Below are 15,312 nucleotides of genomic sequence, written 5' to 3' on the forward strand. Positions count from 1 at the left end.
GCAGTTTTAAACTTAAAATTTATAACTATAGGTGGTCGCGACACGGTACTCTTTCAGGTCGCTTTTCCAGTCGTAATCGGTATCGATATACATCGCCTGAACGCCCAAACCTTTGAATTTGCCTTCAGGTACGGTGTAATTCACAATCAAGTTCAACTCTTGTTCGTCCTGATTAGTTTTACCACCCGCTTTGGCATCAAAACCTGCAAAATAAATGGCATTGGCATTCAAACCTTTTAGCCCCAATTCGGCAAAGTCATACCCATAGGAGACATTCCAAGATTTTTCTTTGGCATTGGTAAACGTTGCAACAGACCAATTGACCAAATAAGGCTGTGGCACCCAACCTGCCAATGTTGGAAAATTATTTTCCCCAAACATTTGTTGATAACCCAGACCGACACTGTGTGCCCCATGACTGAACTTGGCTCCCATCGACAAGGCTTGGTTGTCAATTTCACCATACAACTTATCGCCTGACTCAGAATTATCAAAATAACGCACATGGCTGGTCAGCTTAGTCTTCGTACCCAGCGTGGTGTTGTAATTAAGACCTGCATAATGCTGTTGATAAATGTCTTTAACATCGGCATACCAATAGCTGGCTCCAATCGCAGGATTAAACTGATGATCAATCCCTGCGATATACATGCCGTCCGCGGCTTTGGCCGTATTCGGATTATTGTTCGGGAATAAACTTAAATCCTGAAATTGATTGTCATACCGTGCATTAATGCCATCAATATAGGCCAAGCTCAATTTGGTATCTTTCAGCTCTTTCGATTCTAACCATGCGCCACGATAAGTAGTCAGTAACTGACGCGATGGATCAAATACTAAAACTGGAGAAACAGGCAGTAACTCCCCCACTTTCAATTCCGTTTGTGACACTTTGGCTTTTAAGGTTGCACCGACTTTGCCGAAATTGCTGGCTTGTTCTTGACCATTATGTGGCAAGACCCAATCGGCATTTTTATCACGCCCATTTAAACGAAAAGCATGTTGCACCAACACATCCGCACCGACCTGCAATGCGCCAATTTGGGCATAACCCGATTTGGCATCTAAGGTGATGGCCTGCGACCAACTGCCCCAATTATTTTGCGGTACAGTTTCATACTGACGGTCTAAATAGAAATTTCTGAATTTTAACTGGACTTGGCTATCGTCGATAAAGTCTGCATTCGTTGCAGTTGTACCTAATGCCGCAGTTGCGACACAGATGGCTGTCCATAAAGTTTGACGACGCATAAGATATATTCCAATGATCATGTAAAGCGACAACGCCATCATGCGGAACTCGTCGAGCAGAAAAAATCCGACCACAGTCTTAAGAAAATGGGACTTCACCCACTATAAATGCAAAGGTAAGCACCACTTTTTTTTCATTTAGATAAAATTACAATAACTCACCTTAAACACCATTTTGCAGATCGTGCTGAAAGATTGAGTTTCTCTAGCCTTACTCATTTGCAACCGCTTTCTTTTTTGAATGGTTTTGATCATTAAGCGTTTTTTTGTTTAAGTATTCCGATTCCACTTTTTCATAGTGGCGTAGATTTATAAGAAAAAGCGCTCATATCACAGAAATTTTCTATATGTGCATAATGAGGTTAAATCGCTTTAAAACTAGAAGAATGCGTAATCAAAAACAAGAAAAGTCTAATTTATTAAATGCGATATAAAATAGAAGAACTTTATAATTCAATTGCAGTATTTTAAGCAAATAGCCCTACGTTTAGAACTACTTGCCATGCAATCTTTCAATGGCTAAAGCTACTGTTGTTTCATAGCTGGGCAAAATCAGCTTTGGATACGCGAAGTGCGGCAGGGATGCCGCACGTTGCCCATCACGGCACGGATGCTGTGTATGGGCAACAAAAGACTTTTGCCAACTTTGGGTCTTTCCAAAGTCGGATCTTGCCTGCGCAAAGGCGTTTAAACTTTATAAAGCAAAAATACGGCAGTGCAAGCACTGAAACTTAAGAATTTAAAAAGAAAATGCCAGTCAATTTCTTAATTGACTGGCATTCCCTATTTAGATGTTTTTACTCATCCAAGATCAGATTAAACCAAAACAGCCTTTGCTTTCGACATGGTCAAGGCCAAATCTTCAATCATATCTTCCTGACCACCGACCGTCCCACGACGACCTAATTCCAACAAGATTTCACGTGCAGAGACGCCATATTTGGCTTCTGCACGCTTTGCAAAGAGTAAGAATGATGAATAGACACCTGCATAACCTAAAGTTGCAGCATCACGATCCGCACGAATCGGATTCAGCATCATTGGAATCACCAAATCTTCTGCCACGTCTTGTACTTTAAACAGATCCACGCCTGTTTCTAAGCCCATACGGTTGGCCACCGCAATGAACAATTCCAGTGGTGTATTGCCTGCACCCGCGCCCAAGCCTGCAGACGCCAAGTCGACACGAATTGCACCTGCATCAACTGCGGCTACTGTATTTGCCACGCCCATACCCAAGTTATGATGCCCGTGGAAACCCAGTTCAATACTGCTGTCCAGTTCTTGACGCAGTAAACCGACACGGTCTGTGACATCTTGCGGCAGCATATAACCCGCAGAGTCAGTCACATAAATACAGTTCGCGCCATAAGACACCATCTTTTTCGCTTCTTCAAGTAATTGAGCAGGCGATGCCATGTGCGCCAACATCAAGAAACCAACGGTATCCATCCCCAGCTGACGTGCCGCAGTAATATGCTGTTCTGAACAATCCGCTTCGGTACAGTGCGTTGCCACACGAATGGTTGATACCCCAATTTCATGCGCCATTTTTAAATGATCGACCGTACCAATTCCCGGTAACAGCAATGCCGAAACTTTGGCATTCTTCATCCGTGGCACAACAGCAGACAAATACTCTTCATCCGTTGCCGCAGCAAAACCGTAGTTCACCGATGAACCACCAAGGCCGTCACCATGCGTCACTTCAATCAGCGGTACACCTGCATCATCCAATGCAGTGGAAATTGCAATCATTTGCTCAACAGTGGTTTGATGGCGCTGTGGATGCATACCATCACGTAAAGTCATATCATGCACAATAATCTTAGACATGGGTTGCTCCTTATACTTCAGCCGTAGCCAATAAACGTTCCGCAAACATTTCCGCAGTGCGCGCAGCTGCCGCAGTCATAATGTCCAAATTCCCTGCGTACTTCGGCAAGAAATCACCCAAGCCTTCTACTTCAAGGTATATCGACACGCGGTTGCCATCAAATACTGGACCATTCACCAGTTTATAGCCGGGTACATATTTCTGAACTTCAGCAATCATGGCTTGAACAGATGCCGTAATTGCCGCTTGATCAGGTTCCCCTTCGACCAAGCAATGCACCGTATCACGCATCATGAGTGGTGGCTCGGCTGGGTTAATAATGATGATGGCTTTACCTTGTTTTGCACCGCCGACTTTTTCAATTGCACCAGCCGTGGTACGGGTAAATTCATCAATGTTTTTACGTGTACCTGGGCCAACCGACTTGGTCGAAACCGTAGCAATAATTTCCCCATAACTCACCGCTTGTACGCGAGAAATGGCAGCCACCATAGGAATGGTCGCTTGTCCACCACAGGTCACCATGTTCACATTCGGCAACTCCCCTGCATCCAAGAGTTCTTGAAGATTGACAGGTGGTACACAAAATGGACCAATGGCAGCAGGTGTCAGATCAATCATCTGCACCCCCAACTCATTCAACTTACGGCTATTTTCTGCATGGACATATGCTGAGGTCGCATCAAAGGCAATTTGAATTTCATCCGCAAGCACATGTGGTAGTAGACCATCCACACCTTCTGCTGTGGTTTTTAAGCCCATACTCGCTGCGCGGGTCAATCCTTCTGAACTTGGGTCAATCCCGACCATCCATACCGGCTCAAGGAATTCGCTACGCTGCAACTTATACAATAAATCTGTTCCGATATTTCCCGGACCGATTAATGCACATTTAATCTTTTTCATGCATCTACTCTCTCAAAAATCCAATTTATTCCGCAGCAAACGCAGCGACCACTGAACCAAAGCCTTCAATTTCAACTTTAAATTCATCACCCGGTTGTGCAATCACCATTGGGCCTAAAGCACCCGTTAAAATGATGTCTCCCGCAAGCAATGGGCGACCACGGCGTACCATTTCATCGGCAAGCCAAACTGCGGCATTTAAAGGATTAGCTAAACAGGCATTACCGATGCCTTGTGAAACCACTTCATCGCCACGGGTCATGGTCATTTTGCAATTGACTAAATCAAGTTGATCTAATTTCACTGGGCGTGAACCCAACACAAACGCCGCAGAAGATGCATTGTCTGCCACGGTATCAATCAGTGAAATTTTCCAGTTTTCAATACGGCTATCCACCACTTCAATCGCGGGTAAGGCATAGGCTGTAGCGCTAATAATGTCCGCATAGCTATGTTTTTCTTGGGTTAAATCTTGGTGAATAATCAGCGCAATTTCAGCTTCAACTTTTGGCTGAATCAATAATCCTGCGGGGATGGCTTCACCATCACCATAAGCCATATCAGCAAACAGCATACCGAAGTCAGGTTGATTGACCCCCAGTTGCGCTTGTACCACTTTAGAGGTGAGGCCAATTTTGCGTCCCACTAAGCGACGTCCTTCTTTCAAGGCACGTTGGGTATTCACTTCCTGAACCGCATACGCAATATCGACGTCTGCTTGTTCCGCGCCCAGTTGTGGGCGAATGGGTGCAATCGCAGTCTGTGTAAGCTCAGCGTTACGTAAAGCCTGCGCAACGGATTCAACAACAGCAGAATTCGACATCTAGGGTTCCTTAAACTGCAAAATAGAGACAAATACCGTTTTAGCGAGCAAGGGAAATCAAGAAATAGTCAAAATAGACCTTGCAAATGACCGAAGGTGCAACCAAGGGCTTATCCCTAAGCGCCACTAAAAACGAGTATATTTTAGACCGCTTAAGCATCGGAAAATTGTGGGTTTTGCGCCAATACTTATTTTATTTTTTACAATAGTTAGAACCTATAAATCTTTTTTGTTTTATCCATCAAAATAAACAGCATAGAAAAAAATCAAACAGAAAAATGACCAAATCATTCAGAATTTAGGGGTGTATATTTTGATTACACTTTGCATCTACGACTAAAAAATAATAAGCGAGAAATCGATCTGTCTCAGATCTACCACAAAAAATAAGCCGCTTTTCACAAGTCATACCAGTCCGTTACAGCTCATGCCTCGAACAGTTGCGGATCACCTTCGCTCATACCGAACAACATCATGAATTTAAAGTAAAAAAAACCAGTCAATTTATTCACTGACTGGCATTATCGGCATAAGAGGCTGATTGGCGTAAAATAATTTTATGCTGCAAATAAAGCAGGATTATTCTTTAAACTTTCACGTTGCTGTATGGCCAATACATAACGCTTAATCGCAGGATGTGGTTTTAATAAATTCATGTTTAATTGCCACATGATCATTGCCCCTAAACTAATATCGGCTGCCGTAAACTGTGAACCGCATAAATACGGGCTGGCCTGTTCCAAACCTTGAACCAAGGCTTGATAAGTATCCTGATAATCGCCATAGCCCATAAACATTTTTTGCTCTGGTGCAACCTGAACTTTTAAATGTTCATTGTCGGAAGCTGCTGCAAACGGGCCAGCACCAAAGAACAACCAGCGATAATATAAACCTCTTTTCGGATCATCCAGTGCAGGAGCTAAACCTTTTTCAGAGAATTTATCTGCCAAATACGCACAAATGGCATCTAACTCATAAATCACCACATCACCATCGACCAACACGGGCACTTTACCAAAAGGATTGAGTTTTAAAAATTCGGCTGATTTCATTTCTGTGCCATACGCGACTTCTATACGCTCAACTTCAATCCCCAAATCAAGAATAAGCCAATCCACTACAACGCCTCGAGATTGCTTATTTGTATATAAAGTTAAAGCCATTGTTCTATCCTCTGTGTTTATTGTTTTTTAGAATAGAACGAAGCTGTGTCAGTTTTTGTCAGTAGTGCTGGGTCATTTTTCTGAACTTAAAAATTCCTTTTGACACCATTGCTGAAACAAATGACGTTTAAATTGGGGGTAGACTTGCTCAGTCAATATGAGCGTTTGTATTCGATCTAAACGGAAATTTCTAAAATCTTCCCGTAATTCACACCACGCAGCCAACAACATTTTGTCGTTAAAATATCCCAATGCAAACGGCCATAATTGCCTGTGTGAAATCTGTTTTTGTTCATCAATATAATCAATCTGGATTTTAGTTTGTAAACGAATGGCAATACGAACTTGTTCCACAACAGTTTGGTCAACTTCAATCCACGAATGAATGGATTTTAGATAGGTATCATTTAAAAATTCTTGTTTTCTTTGAGGTAATACAGCTCTTAATTTGCTCAATACCGAATGTGAAGCCTGTTGTAATGCCTGATCAGGAATAGATTTGGCCCATTGTAATGCCAGATACATGGCTTCAATTTCTGATTCATCCAAACTCATGGGTGGAAGAAGAAAGTTTTCTTTTAATTGAAATCCGACACCGACACTTCCCTCAATATTGACCCCTTGATCACGTAAACTTTCAATATCCCGATAAACACTTCGCACACTGATTTGTAAATGTTCAGCCAAACGTTGCGCAGTAACAGGATAACGCTGTTCACGCAGATGCTGTAATAAATGAAGTAATCGAATAGAACGACTCATAGCGGATTTTCTTGTTATTCAAAAGTAATTTTAGGCGCATATCCTTACACGCCTTGAAAAATAATCAACTTTGCTTAAGCCACATCGGAAGCATTCACTTGCAGATTTAAAAACTGATCTAAACTTGCGACATCATCTGCAATGGCCAACGGATTAAACTGCTGCAAAACATTTTTAGTATGCACACCATAGGCGACGCCGACTCTTGGCATGGCAATATTTTGCGCCATTTCCAAATCATAAGAAGTATCCCCGACCATAATCGCCTGTTCTGGGCGTAACCCTGTGAACTGTAAGATTTCCCGCAACATCAACGGATCAGGTTTAGACTTGGTTTCACTTGCCGCACGCGTAATCTCAAACAAGTCATGACTATTGGTTTGAGCCAGCACACGATCCAAACCTCTACGGCTTTTACCTGTCGCCACCGCAAGTCGTGCACCCTGATTTTTGAGTCCGTACAACATTTCAGCAATCCCCGCAAACCAAGCATCATCCTTTGAATGCGCAACATAATGATCGCCATAACACTTCAAAAGATCAGTATGTAATTCAGGCACTGTCGGAAATAAAACTTGAGCCACTTCAGGCAAACCCAAACCGATAATACTTTTGGCCGCTTCAGGAGTTAAGGGTTGTTCAAATTGCTGCGCTGCAAACAAAAGACTGTCTACAATCTGTCCCACTGAATCAAATAATGTACCATCCCAATCAAAGATAATCAGTTCTACAGGTTCTTGCATGTTTTTCTCTTTGTTTAATCTAGTCTAAATATTTAATTAAAAATGAAAGTTTGATACGCGAAAAGGTCAGTCGCAATTGTTCCAAACAAAACAACTTTGAATCAATAAAGTTTTTGCAATTCACCAATCAAAAGTTGCTACTGAACGAGTTTTGCGGATGACAATGGTTTTACCTACGTTTGCCCAATGAGAAATATATTTCGCAAAGTAGGTAAAACCGAAGGTTAAATCCAAACATGGATACCCTAATGAACAAATTTCTCAGTTCGCTCAGAATACATTTTTGAATTTAGACTTAATCCTTCTTCTGTGCTCTTAACTGCGCCACAATACTCTGCATATCTTCAGGTAAAGGCGCTTCAATTGGTGGATAACCAGGGATATCCAAACGCATGGCGTGTAAACATAAACGACGTGGTTTGGGTCCGTTATATTCCGTTTCATGACCATATTTATCATCGCCAACCAGTGGATGACCAATACTTAAACCATGCACACGAATTTGATGGGTACGCCCCGAAAGCGGCGAAGCATACACCAAAGTCGCATGCATAAAACGCTCCGCAACATTCCACTGAGTTTTCGAATCTTTACCTTCTTTAGATACGCGCACACGACGTTCGCCATTCGACAATTCATAACGATGTAAAGGCGCATCAATCAACTGTTTATCAAGGCTCACGACACCTTTGACCACAGCAGCATAAGTCTTCTTAATTTTGTGTTCACGCAGCATATCTTGCAAAGTCTTTAACACACTGCGTTTCTTAGAAATCATCACCAAGCCAGATGTATCACGGTCAATACGGTGAATCAGTTCTAAATATTTTTTACCCGTCGCAGCCCGTAAGCCTTCAATCAGGCCATAGGCCACACCACTGCCGCCATGCACCGCAATCCCCGATGGTTTATTCACCACCATCAAGCCCTCATCTTCGTACACTACACGGCTCAGTAAACTTTGTGCGACTTTGTCTGAAACTGGAGCAGCCGTTTCATCTTTTTGTTCATAACGAATTGGCGCAACACGAATCTGATCACCAATTGCCAATTTGGTTTCCGCTTTAATGCGCTTTTTATTTACGCGCACCTGACCTTCACGAATTAAACGATAAATGCGACTTTTCGGCACACCTTTGAGTCGGCTAAATAAAAAATTATCGATGCGTTGACCCGCTTGATGCTCATCCACTTCAAACCAAGTGACACTTTGCCATTCTTGCGTAGAATTCATACAGATACTGTGACCTAAAAAAATACTAAAATTGATTAAAAACTGATCATTTAGGCTATACTTTTCACTAGAAACGTTAGCTTAGCCCATAGGCAGATGATGCAAGGTTTGCTATAGTCAGCGCACGGAAACCATCGTAAGTGAATCATCATCAACGCATTTCAATTGTATTTAAGTTGAAATGTGACTGACATTTTGATTATAAACTCGAAAAGGTCCCAAAAGAATTATGCCGACGCCGAAGGCTTATTATATCGGCAAAACTGCAAACTGTTGCGTTTAATTGTACCTCAGGTACATAAATCAGTTTGCCTGAAAAAATATGTCGCCAACCTCAAGTTGGTTTTTAAACGTAAACTGATACACATCAGATTAGTCGCACCCTGAAACCACATTCAGGCTACAGCGTCTGATGCATTGGATCTGCACAATTTGTAAAGATACGACGATAATTCCGTATCAAGACACTCTTATGTAGGGATGCTCTTCGAGCAATGTGACAGTGAAAGTTACTCACATCCAATGCACCGCTCGTTCGCCAGTGAAGTGTACAGGTGTCTTTAATCGTTGAAAGATTGAAGCCGTATTGCCATCATCAATACGTGAATCAAAGCTGGAGCCCACCTTAAAAAAGGCCAGTGAAAACCCTCAGACCACAATTGGTTTATTTGAGATCTGAGTTTGATCCATGATGTTTGATGCTCGCTACGTGAATAGCGATTTTTTGCTGTGTATCACTATAAGGTGTTACACCCATGAAACGTATGTTGATTAATGCAACACATGCTGAGGAAGTCCGCGTTGCACTTGTAACTGGTCAGCGTCTTTACGATTTTGATTTAGAAAATCGTACCCGTGAACAAAAAAAATCCAATATCTATAAAGGTCACGTGACTCGCGTCGAGCCTTCTCTAGAAGCTGTATTTGTAGAGTATGGTGCAGGCCGCCAAGGCTTCCTGTCTATGCGCGAAATCGCAAATTCATACTACAAAGCTGACCCTCGCCAGACTTCGAATATCCGTGAACTGATTACTGAAGGCACTGAGCTTTTAGTCCAAGTAGAAAAAGAAGAACGTGGCAACAAAGGTGCGGCACTTTCTACCTTTATTTCTTTGGCAGGCCGCTACTTAGTCCTCATGCCAAATAATCCCAAAGGTGGTGGCATCAGCCGTCAAATTTCGGGTTCAGTTCGTGAAGAATTAAAAGAAATGTTGGCATCACTCAATGTCCCTCGTGGCATGAGCGTGATTGTACGTACTGCGGGTATTGGTCGCTCTCAAGAAGAGTTACAACTCGATCTACAACACCTGCTCGACCTTTGGGCACAAATCCAAAATACAGCGAGTTCTGGTCCATCACCAATGTTGGTACACCAAGAAGCAGGTGTAGTGACACGTGCCATCCGTGATTACTTACGTGATGATGTGGCTGAAATTTTAATTGACTCTGAGCAAGCCTATAACGAAGCTTATAACTTCGTAAAAGCGGTGATGCCTCGTCAAATTGACAAGTTAAAAACCTATACCTTAAACGAGCCATTATTTGCTCATTTTGGTATCGAAAGCCAAATTCAAACCGCTTACGAGCGTGAAGTAAAATTACCTTCTGGCGGTTCAATCGTGATTGACCAAACAGAAGCTTTGGTTTCGATCGATATTAACTCGGCAAAATCGACTCGTGGTCATGATGTAGAAGAAACTGCACTCAATACCAACCTAGAAGCCGCAGAAGAAATTGCACGTCAATTGCGCTTACGTGATATTGGTGGTTTGGTGGTCATCGATTTTATCGACATGACCAAAGACCGTAACCAACGCATGGTCGAAGCAAAATTACGTGAAGCAACGCAAAGCGACCGTGCGCGTATTCAGTTTGGTCAATTGTCGCGCTTTGGTTTAATGGAAATGAGCCGTCAACGCTTACGTCCATCTTTAGAAGAAGCCACTGGTTATGTTTGCCCACGCTGTCATGGTACAGGTATGGTGCGTGACTTACGCTCACTTTCACTTTCAATTATGCGTAAAGTGGAAGAAATTGCCCTACGTGAACGTCATGGTGAAGTTCAAGTTGAAGTGCCTGTAGAAATTGCTGCATTCTTATTGAATGAAAAGCGTCACAGCTTGGTTTACTTAGAGCAAACCTCAGGTGTGCGTGTGACGGTATTACCACACCCTCACTTAGAAACGCCACATTACGAAATTTCTTATAACCCTGAAGGCTTCGCACCGACCAGCTATGAACGTACCGAAGCAACACGTTCTAGCGAAAAAGAATTGGGTTATGAAGCTTCAGATTGGCATTTAGAAGATGCTGATCAACAACCAAGTGCTGCACCTATTGCTGATAAACATGGCAAGAAAAAGCCACAGCAAGCTGCTGCTCAACAAAGTACGCAAGCCCCTAGCCCTGCTGCTGTAACAACTGCTTCAAGCAGCCCATGTGCATGGTTAGAAAATCTATTTGTTCAAAAGCAAGCACACACGGTTGATCAAGCCCGTACAGCAAATAATGCTGCATCTGCAATTGAGCAAATGGTCAATGGTGGCGCAGTCAGCCGCGGTCAGTTTGGTCAGGTCGCAGCAACACCTGCTGCTGTTGTCGCAACACCTGTTGCAAACAACAATGTGTACTTGTCGGCTACACCTGCTCCACAAAAATCAGAGCAACGTGACTTTGCAGAAAAAAATTCTGAGAAAGAAGAAAAATCGCAACGTCACAACAAAAAGCGCAACAATAACAACAAGCAACGCGAACAACGTGAGCAACCACAAGAACAAAATCAAGTGGTTGAAGAAGTTGTACAAATGTCGCGCCAAGAACAGCGTGAGCAAAAGCGTCAACGTCAGCAACAACGTCAACCACAGCAAGATCAACAGAGCGAAACGCATGCTGAACAAGCTGTTCCACGTCGTGACCGTAACAACCAGCAGCGTCCGAATCGCCCAAATCGCCACCGCGACCAAAGCGTACTCAATGAGCAGCAAGTTGCAGTAGCCGCGCCTGCTCCAGTTGTGGTCGATGAGCAACAGGTCAAGGTAGAAGTCATTGATGCTCCGCGTCAAGACATCATGCCGACAGCACTTGTGGTTAATGTAGATCAAGCGCAAAGTGAAATCATCGCCATCAACAAGCCTGCAACCGTAAAGGCTGTGGAAGCTGTGGTTGCTCCTGCTGTGACTGAAACTCCAGAAGTGGTTGAAGCTGTTCCTGCAACTGTTGTGACTGAAGCAAAAGTTGAAGTTCAAGCTGAAGCACCAGCACTACAAGTTGAAGTGGAAGCGCAAAAGCCTCGTTCTGACGGCAAACGTGCAAGTAATGACCCGCGTATGCGTCGTCGCCAACAACGTGATGCTCAAGCGAAACGAGCGCAAGCACCAAAGCTTAACCCGTCACAAGTACCGACTTTAGCGCAATACACAGTAGGTAGCTTAATTCGCCATGTTTATGGTGAAGACTGTGCTGTGCTGATTGAGCAGTTTGGCTTAATCCCAACCTTCAACCGTGCTTTACAGAAGTTTACTGCAGAATATGCAACAAGCCTCAACACAAGTACTGTGGTTGTCGAAGCAGAGAAAAAACCTGTCACACGTGATGTAGAAGTTACGAAAGCCACTCCTGAAGCTGAACCTGCACCAGTGTTGGACTTAACACCTCCAAAGCCTGAGTCAGAAAAGCGTGTTGCCAATGACCCGCGTGAGCGTCGTCGTTTAGCAAAACAGGCTGCTGAGCAAGCCTTAGCGCAAGTCAAACAAGCACACGTGGAAGAAGCTCCTATTGCTGCTGAGCCAGTTGTTGCTCCAGTAGTTGAAGAGATTGCAGCTGTAGTTGAGCCTGTAGAGGCTGCTGCTGCCGAAGTTGCAGTCGAAGCAGTGGCTGAAACCCCTGTTGTAGAAGCAGTGACTGAAACTAAAGCACCTGCAAAAACCAAAGCCAAAGCAGAGCCAGTACCAACTGAGCTGTCCGTTGATGTTGTAGCAGAAGAAGCAACTGAAACGTTGAGCGAAAAGGAAGAGAAAGAAAAAGCTCGTCCGCGTCGTCCACGTGGTCGTCCACCGAAAAAAGTAACACCTACAGCAGAGTAAGTATTTACCCTATTGCTGTGAAATAATTAAAACCTAGTCATTTCGATGGCTAGGTTTTTTTTGTTATTTTGAATAGATTAGGTTGATTGCACTAGAAAGAAACGATTAAAAGGACAACTGTACAGATTATTTCGTTCAACCTGTAGACAAAGACATCGTATTGGACACGAAAAATAAATAGGATTCTTATGAGCCAAACCACACAGAGCGATCTTATTGGAATTACAGACGTCGCTGCCAAAATCCCACAATTTATTGGAAAACTTCCGCATCTGGTTACAGGGTTGAAACAAGCATATTTACGTACCCCGAACTCACCCGCGGGCTTAGGTATTGCCTTTGAAAAAGCCGTAAAACGCAACCCACATGGCTATGCATTATTATTTGAAGAACAGAAATATACCTACCAGCAACTCAATGATTGGGCAAACCAAATCGGACATTATTATTTGTCAATGGGTGCGCAAAAAGGTGACGTCATTGCGGTGATGGTTGAAAACCGCCCAGAACTGATTGCCAGTGTCTTAGCCTTAGCAAAAATCGGAGTCACGGCAGCTTTAGTGAATACTTCACAAGTTGGCAAAGTCTTGGCACATAGTATTAATTTGGTCAACCCGATTGCATTGATTGTCGGAGAAGAATGCCGTGCTGCCGTAGATGAAATTCGTCAAGAGCTTAATTTGCCTGAGCAGCGTTTTTATTGGTTTGCCGATCAAGAAACACGTCAAGATGCAGGTACAGCACCTGCATGTTATCTGAACTTAGCTGAAGAAATCACCACCTTCCCGACCTTTAACACGCCAACCACACATAGTGTGAAAGGCAAAGATGGCTTATTTTACATCTATACTTCTGGCACCACAGGCTTACCGAAAGCGGTGATTTTCACCCATAGCCGCTGGACACTTGCCTATGGCACGTATGGACACGTGCTGGATTTAAACAGCGATGATGTCATGTACGTTACCCTGCCACTCTACCACGCGACAGGCATTGTGGTGTGCTGGTGTGGGGTGATTGCAAGTAGTGCGACTTTGGCCTTGCGACGTAAATATTCGACCTCTGCGTTTTGGAAAGATGTGCAAAAATTTAACGCGTCGGCAATTGGCTATGTGGGAGAGCTATGCCGTTACTTAATGGATGCATCTGCATCAGAATTAGACCATGCCCATCGTGTCAAAAAAATGATTGGCAATGGCATGCGCCCGAATATCTGGGACAAATTTAAACAACGTTTTGGCATAGAAGAAGTGCTCGAACTCTATGCATCCAGTGAAGGCAACGTTGGCTTTAGTAATGTCTTTAATTTCGACAACACTGTCGGATTTTCACCCACACCTTATGCTATTGTTCAATTCGACAAAGAAAAGAATGAACCTATTCGCGATGCACAGGGCTGGTGTCAAAAAGTGAGTAAAGGTGAAGTCGGTCTATTGATCGGTAAAATTACTCGTCGCTCTCCTTTTGATGGCTATACCGACCCTGAAAAAAATAAGTCTGTGATTATGCCCAACGTGTTTAAACACGGTGACGCCTACTTTAACACGGGTGATTTGGTGCGCGATATTGGCTTCCGCCATGCACAGTTTGTCGATCGCCTTGGTGATACCTTCCGCTGGAAAGGTGAAAATGTCTCAACCACCGAAGTCGAGAACATGTTGTGTGAATATCCAAAAATTGTCGAAGCGGTAGTCTATGGCGTGGAAATTCCACACACCAACGGTCGTGCAGGTATGGCAGCCATCACCTTAGCAGAGCAAGCCCAACTGAATGAACAAGATCTGCAAGCCATGCTCAGTTGCTTCAAAAAGAGCCTACCTGCTTATGCGATTCCTGTATTTTTACGTGTCCAGAAACAAGTAGAAACCACAGGCACCTTTAAATATCAGAAGAATAAGCTGAAAGAGCAAGCCTTCAATCCAGAAAAAACCGATGAGCAAATTTTAGTCTTACTGCCCAATAGCCATGCCTATTGTGATATGAATACTGAAATTTACAACAATATTCAACAGTACCAATATCGCTTCTAAACTGAAATTTTGGCAATTTTTTGCATAAAATCAGGCAAAGTTGTTGTATTTATAATCAAACATCAACAACTTTGCGATTTTTCTCTTGCGCTCGTTCGAGATCTTGCTACAATACGCTCCATCAAAACGAGATGGGTCGTTAGCTCAGTTGGTAGAGCAGCGGACTTTTAATCCGTTGGTCCCGCGTTCGAGTCGCGGACGACCCACCACTTATTTTGATTCCTGATGGGTCGTTAGCTCAGTTGGTAGAGCAGCGGACTTTTAATCCGTTGGTCCCGCGTTCGAGTCGCGGACGACCCACCATCTTTAAGCTTTATCAAAAAGCTGTCATAATGTGGAAGCATTTTAAATGGGTCGTTAGCTCAGTTGGTAGAGCAGCGGACTTTTAATCCGTTGGTCCCGCGTTCGAGTCGCGGACGACCCACCATTTACTGCAAAACATCTTAAAAACATTTCTTTTAGCACCGCTCTCCGCATAGCT

General features: G+C 43.4%; 11 protein-coding genes and 3 tRNA genes. 6 read left to right on the plus strand and 8 right to left on the minus strand.

Going from position 1 to position 15,312, the window contains the following annotated elements; translation table 11 throughout:
* Window positions 1-12: 12 nt before the first annotated feature.
* Entirely contained in the window at window positions 13-1,251 is a 1,239-nt protein-coding gene (locus tag E0H94_RS09335) for an OprD family outer membrane porin (RefSeq protein WP_131326148.1), read from the minus strand.
* Between the two features lie 558 nt (window positions 1,252-1,809).
* On the opposite strand from E0H94_RS09335, the gene E0H94_RS18480 reads away from it, so the two are divergent.
* Window positions 1,810-1,986 carry a hypothetical protein gene (locus E0H94_RS18480; RefSeq protein ID WP_165495600.1) on the plus strand — a complete coding sequence of 59 codons (177 nt, stop codon included), beginning with the start codon at window positions 1,810-1,812 and terminating at the stop codon, window positions 1,984-1,986.
* An 81-nt stretch (window positions 1,987-2,067) separates the two neighbouring features.
* Here the strand turns inward: E0H94_RS18480 and dmpG are convergent, their stop codons facing one another.
* The 7 genes from dmpG to E0H94_RS09370 all read right to left on the minus strand — a co-directional run bounded on the left by dmpG (window position 2,068) and on the right by E0H94_RS09370 (window position 8,719).
* A complete protein-coding gene (gene dmpG, locus E0H94_RS09340) occupies window positions 2,068-3,087 on the minus strand; it encodes a 4-hydroxy-2-oxovalerate aldolase (protein ID WP_131326150.1) in 1,020 nt (339 codons plus the stop codon).
* A 10-nt stretch (window positions 3,088-3,097) separates the two neighbouring features.
* A complete protein-coding gene (locus tag E0H94_RS09345; RefSeq protein WP_131326152.1) occupies window positions 3,098-3,994 on the minus strand; it encodes an acetaldehyde dehydrogenase (acetylating) in 897 nt (298 codons plus the stop codon).
* 25 nt (window positions 3,995-4,019) lie between these two features.
* Complete coding sequence (locus E0H94_RS09350) at window positions 4,020-4,817, minus strand: 2-keto-4-pentenoate hydratase (protein ID WP_131326154.1); 798 nt, start codon at window positions 4,815-4,817, stop codon at window positions 4,020-4,022.
* 557 nt (window positions 4,818-5,374) lie between these two features.
* Complete coding sequence (locus E0H94_RS09355) at window positions 5,375-5,980, minus strand: glutathione S-transferase family protein (RefSeq protein WP_131326156.1); 606 nt, start codon at window positions 5,978-5,980, stop codon at window positions 5,375-5,377.
* A 72-nt stretch (window positions 5,981-6,052) separates the two neighbouring features.
* Window positions 6,053-6,742: a helix-turn-helix transcriptional regulator gene (locus E0H94_RS09360; RefSeq protein ID WP_131326158.1), complete on the minus strand. Its 690-nt coding sequence runs from the start codon at window positions 6,740-6,742 to the stop codon at window positions 6,053-6,055.
* A 74-nt stretch (window positions 6,743-6,816) separates the two neighbouring features.
* A complete protein-coding gene (locus E0H94_RS09365; RefSeq protein WP_131326160.1) occupies window positions 6,817-7,485 on the minus strand; it encodes an HAD-IA family hydrolase in 669 nt (222 codons plus the stop codon).
* Window positions 7,486-7,780: 295 nt separating this feature from the next.
* The gene (locus E0H94_RS09370) at window positions 7,781-8,719 is read right to left on the minus strand and encodes an RluA family pseudouridine synthase (protein ID WP_016168327.1); all 939 of its coding nucleotides are present in this window, start codon (window positions 8,717-8,719) and stop codon (window positions 7,781-7,783) included.
* A gap of 755 nt (window positions 8,720-9,474) precedes the next feature.
* Between E0H94_RS09370 and E0H94_RS09380 the strand changes: the two genes are divergently transcribed.
* The 5 genes from E0H94_RS09380 to E0H94_RS09400 all read left to right on the plus strand — a co-directional run bounded on the left by E0H94_RS09380 (window position 9,475) and on the right by E0H94_RS09400 (window position 15,258).
* Window positions 9,475-12,801, plus strand: coding sequence for an Rne/Rng family ribonuclease (locus E0H94_RS09380; RefSeq protein WP_131326162.1), 3,327 nt, complete (start codon window positions 9,475-9,477; stop codon window positions 12,799-12,801).
* 188 nt (window positions 12,802-12,989) lie between these two features.
* Window positions 12,990-14,831, plus strand: coding sequence for a long-chain-acyl-CoA synthetase (locus tag E0H94_RS09385; RefSeq protein WP_131326163.1), 1,842 nt, complete (start codon window positions 12,990-12,992; stop codon window positions 14,829-14,831).
* Window positions 14,832-14,964: 133 nt separating this feature from the next.
* A tRNA-Lys gene (locus E0H94_RS09390) sits at window positions 14,965-15,040 on the plus strand.
* 18 nt (window positions 15,041-15,058) lie between these two features.
* A tRNA-Lys gene (locus E0H94_RS09395) sits at window positions 15,059-15,134 on the plus strand.
* A 48-nt stretch (window positions 15,135-15,182) separates the two neighbouring features.
* Window positions 15,183-15,258 (plus strand) — tRNA-Lys (locus E0H94_RS09400).
* Window positions 15,259-15,312 lie beyond the last annotated feature (54 nt).

The organism is Acinetobacter sp. ANC 4173 (assembly GCF_004331255.1).
In the GTDB taxonomy this organism is placed as follows: domain Bacteria; phylum Pseudomonadota; class Gammaproteobacteria; order Pseudomonadales; family Moraxellaceae; genus Acinetobacter.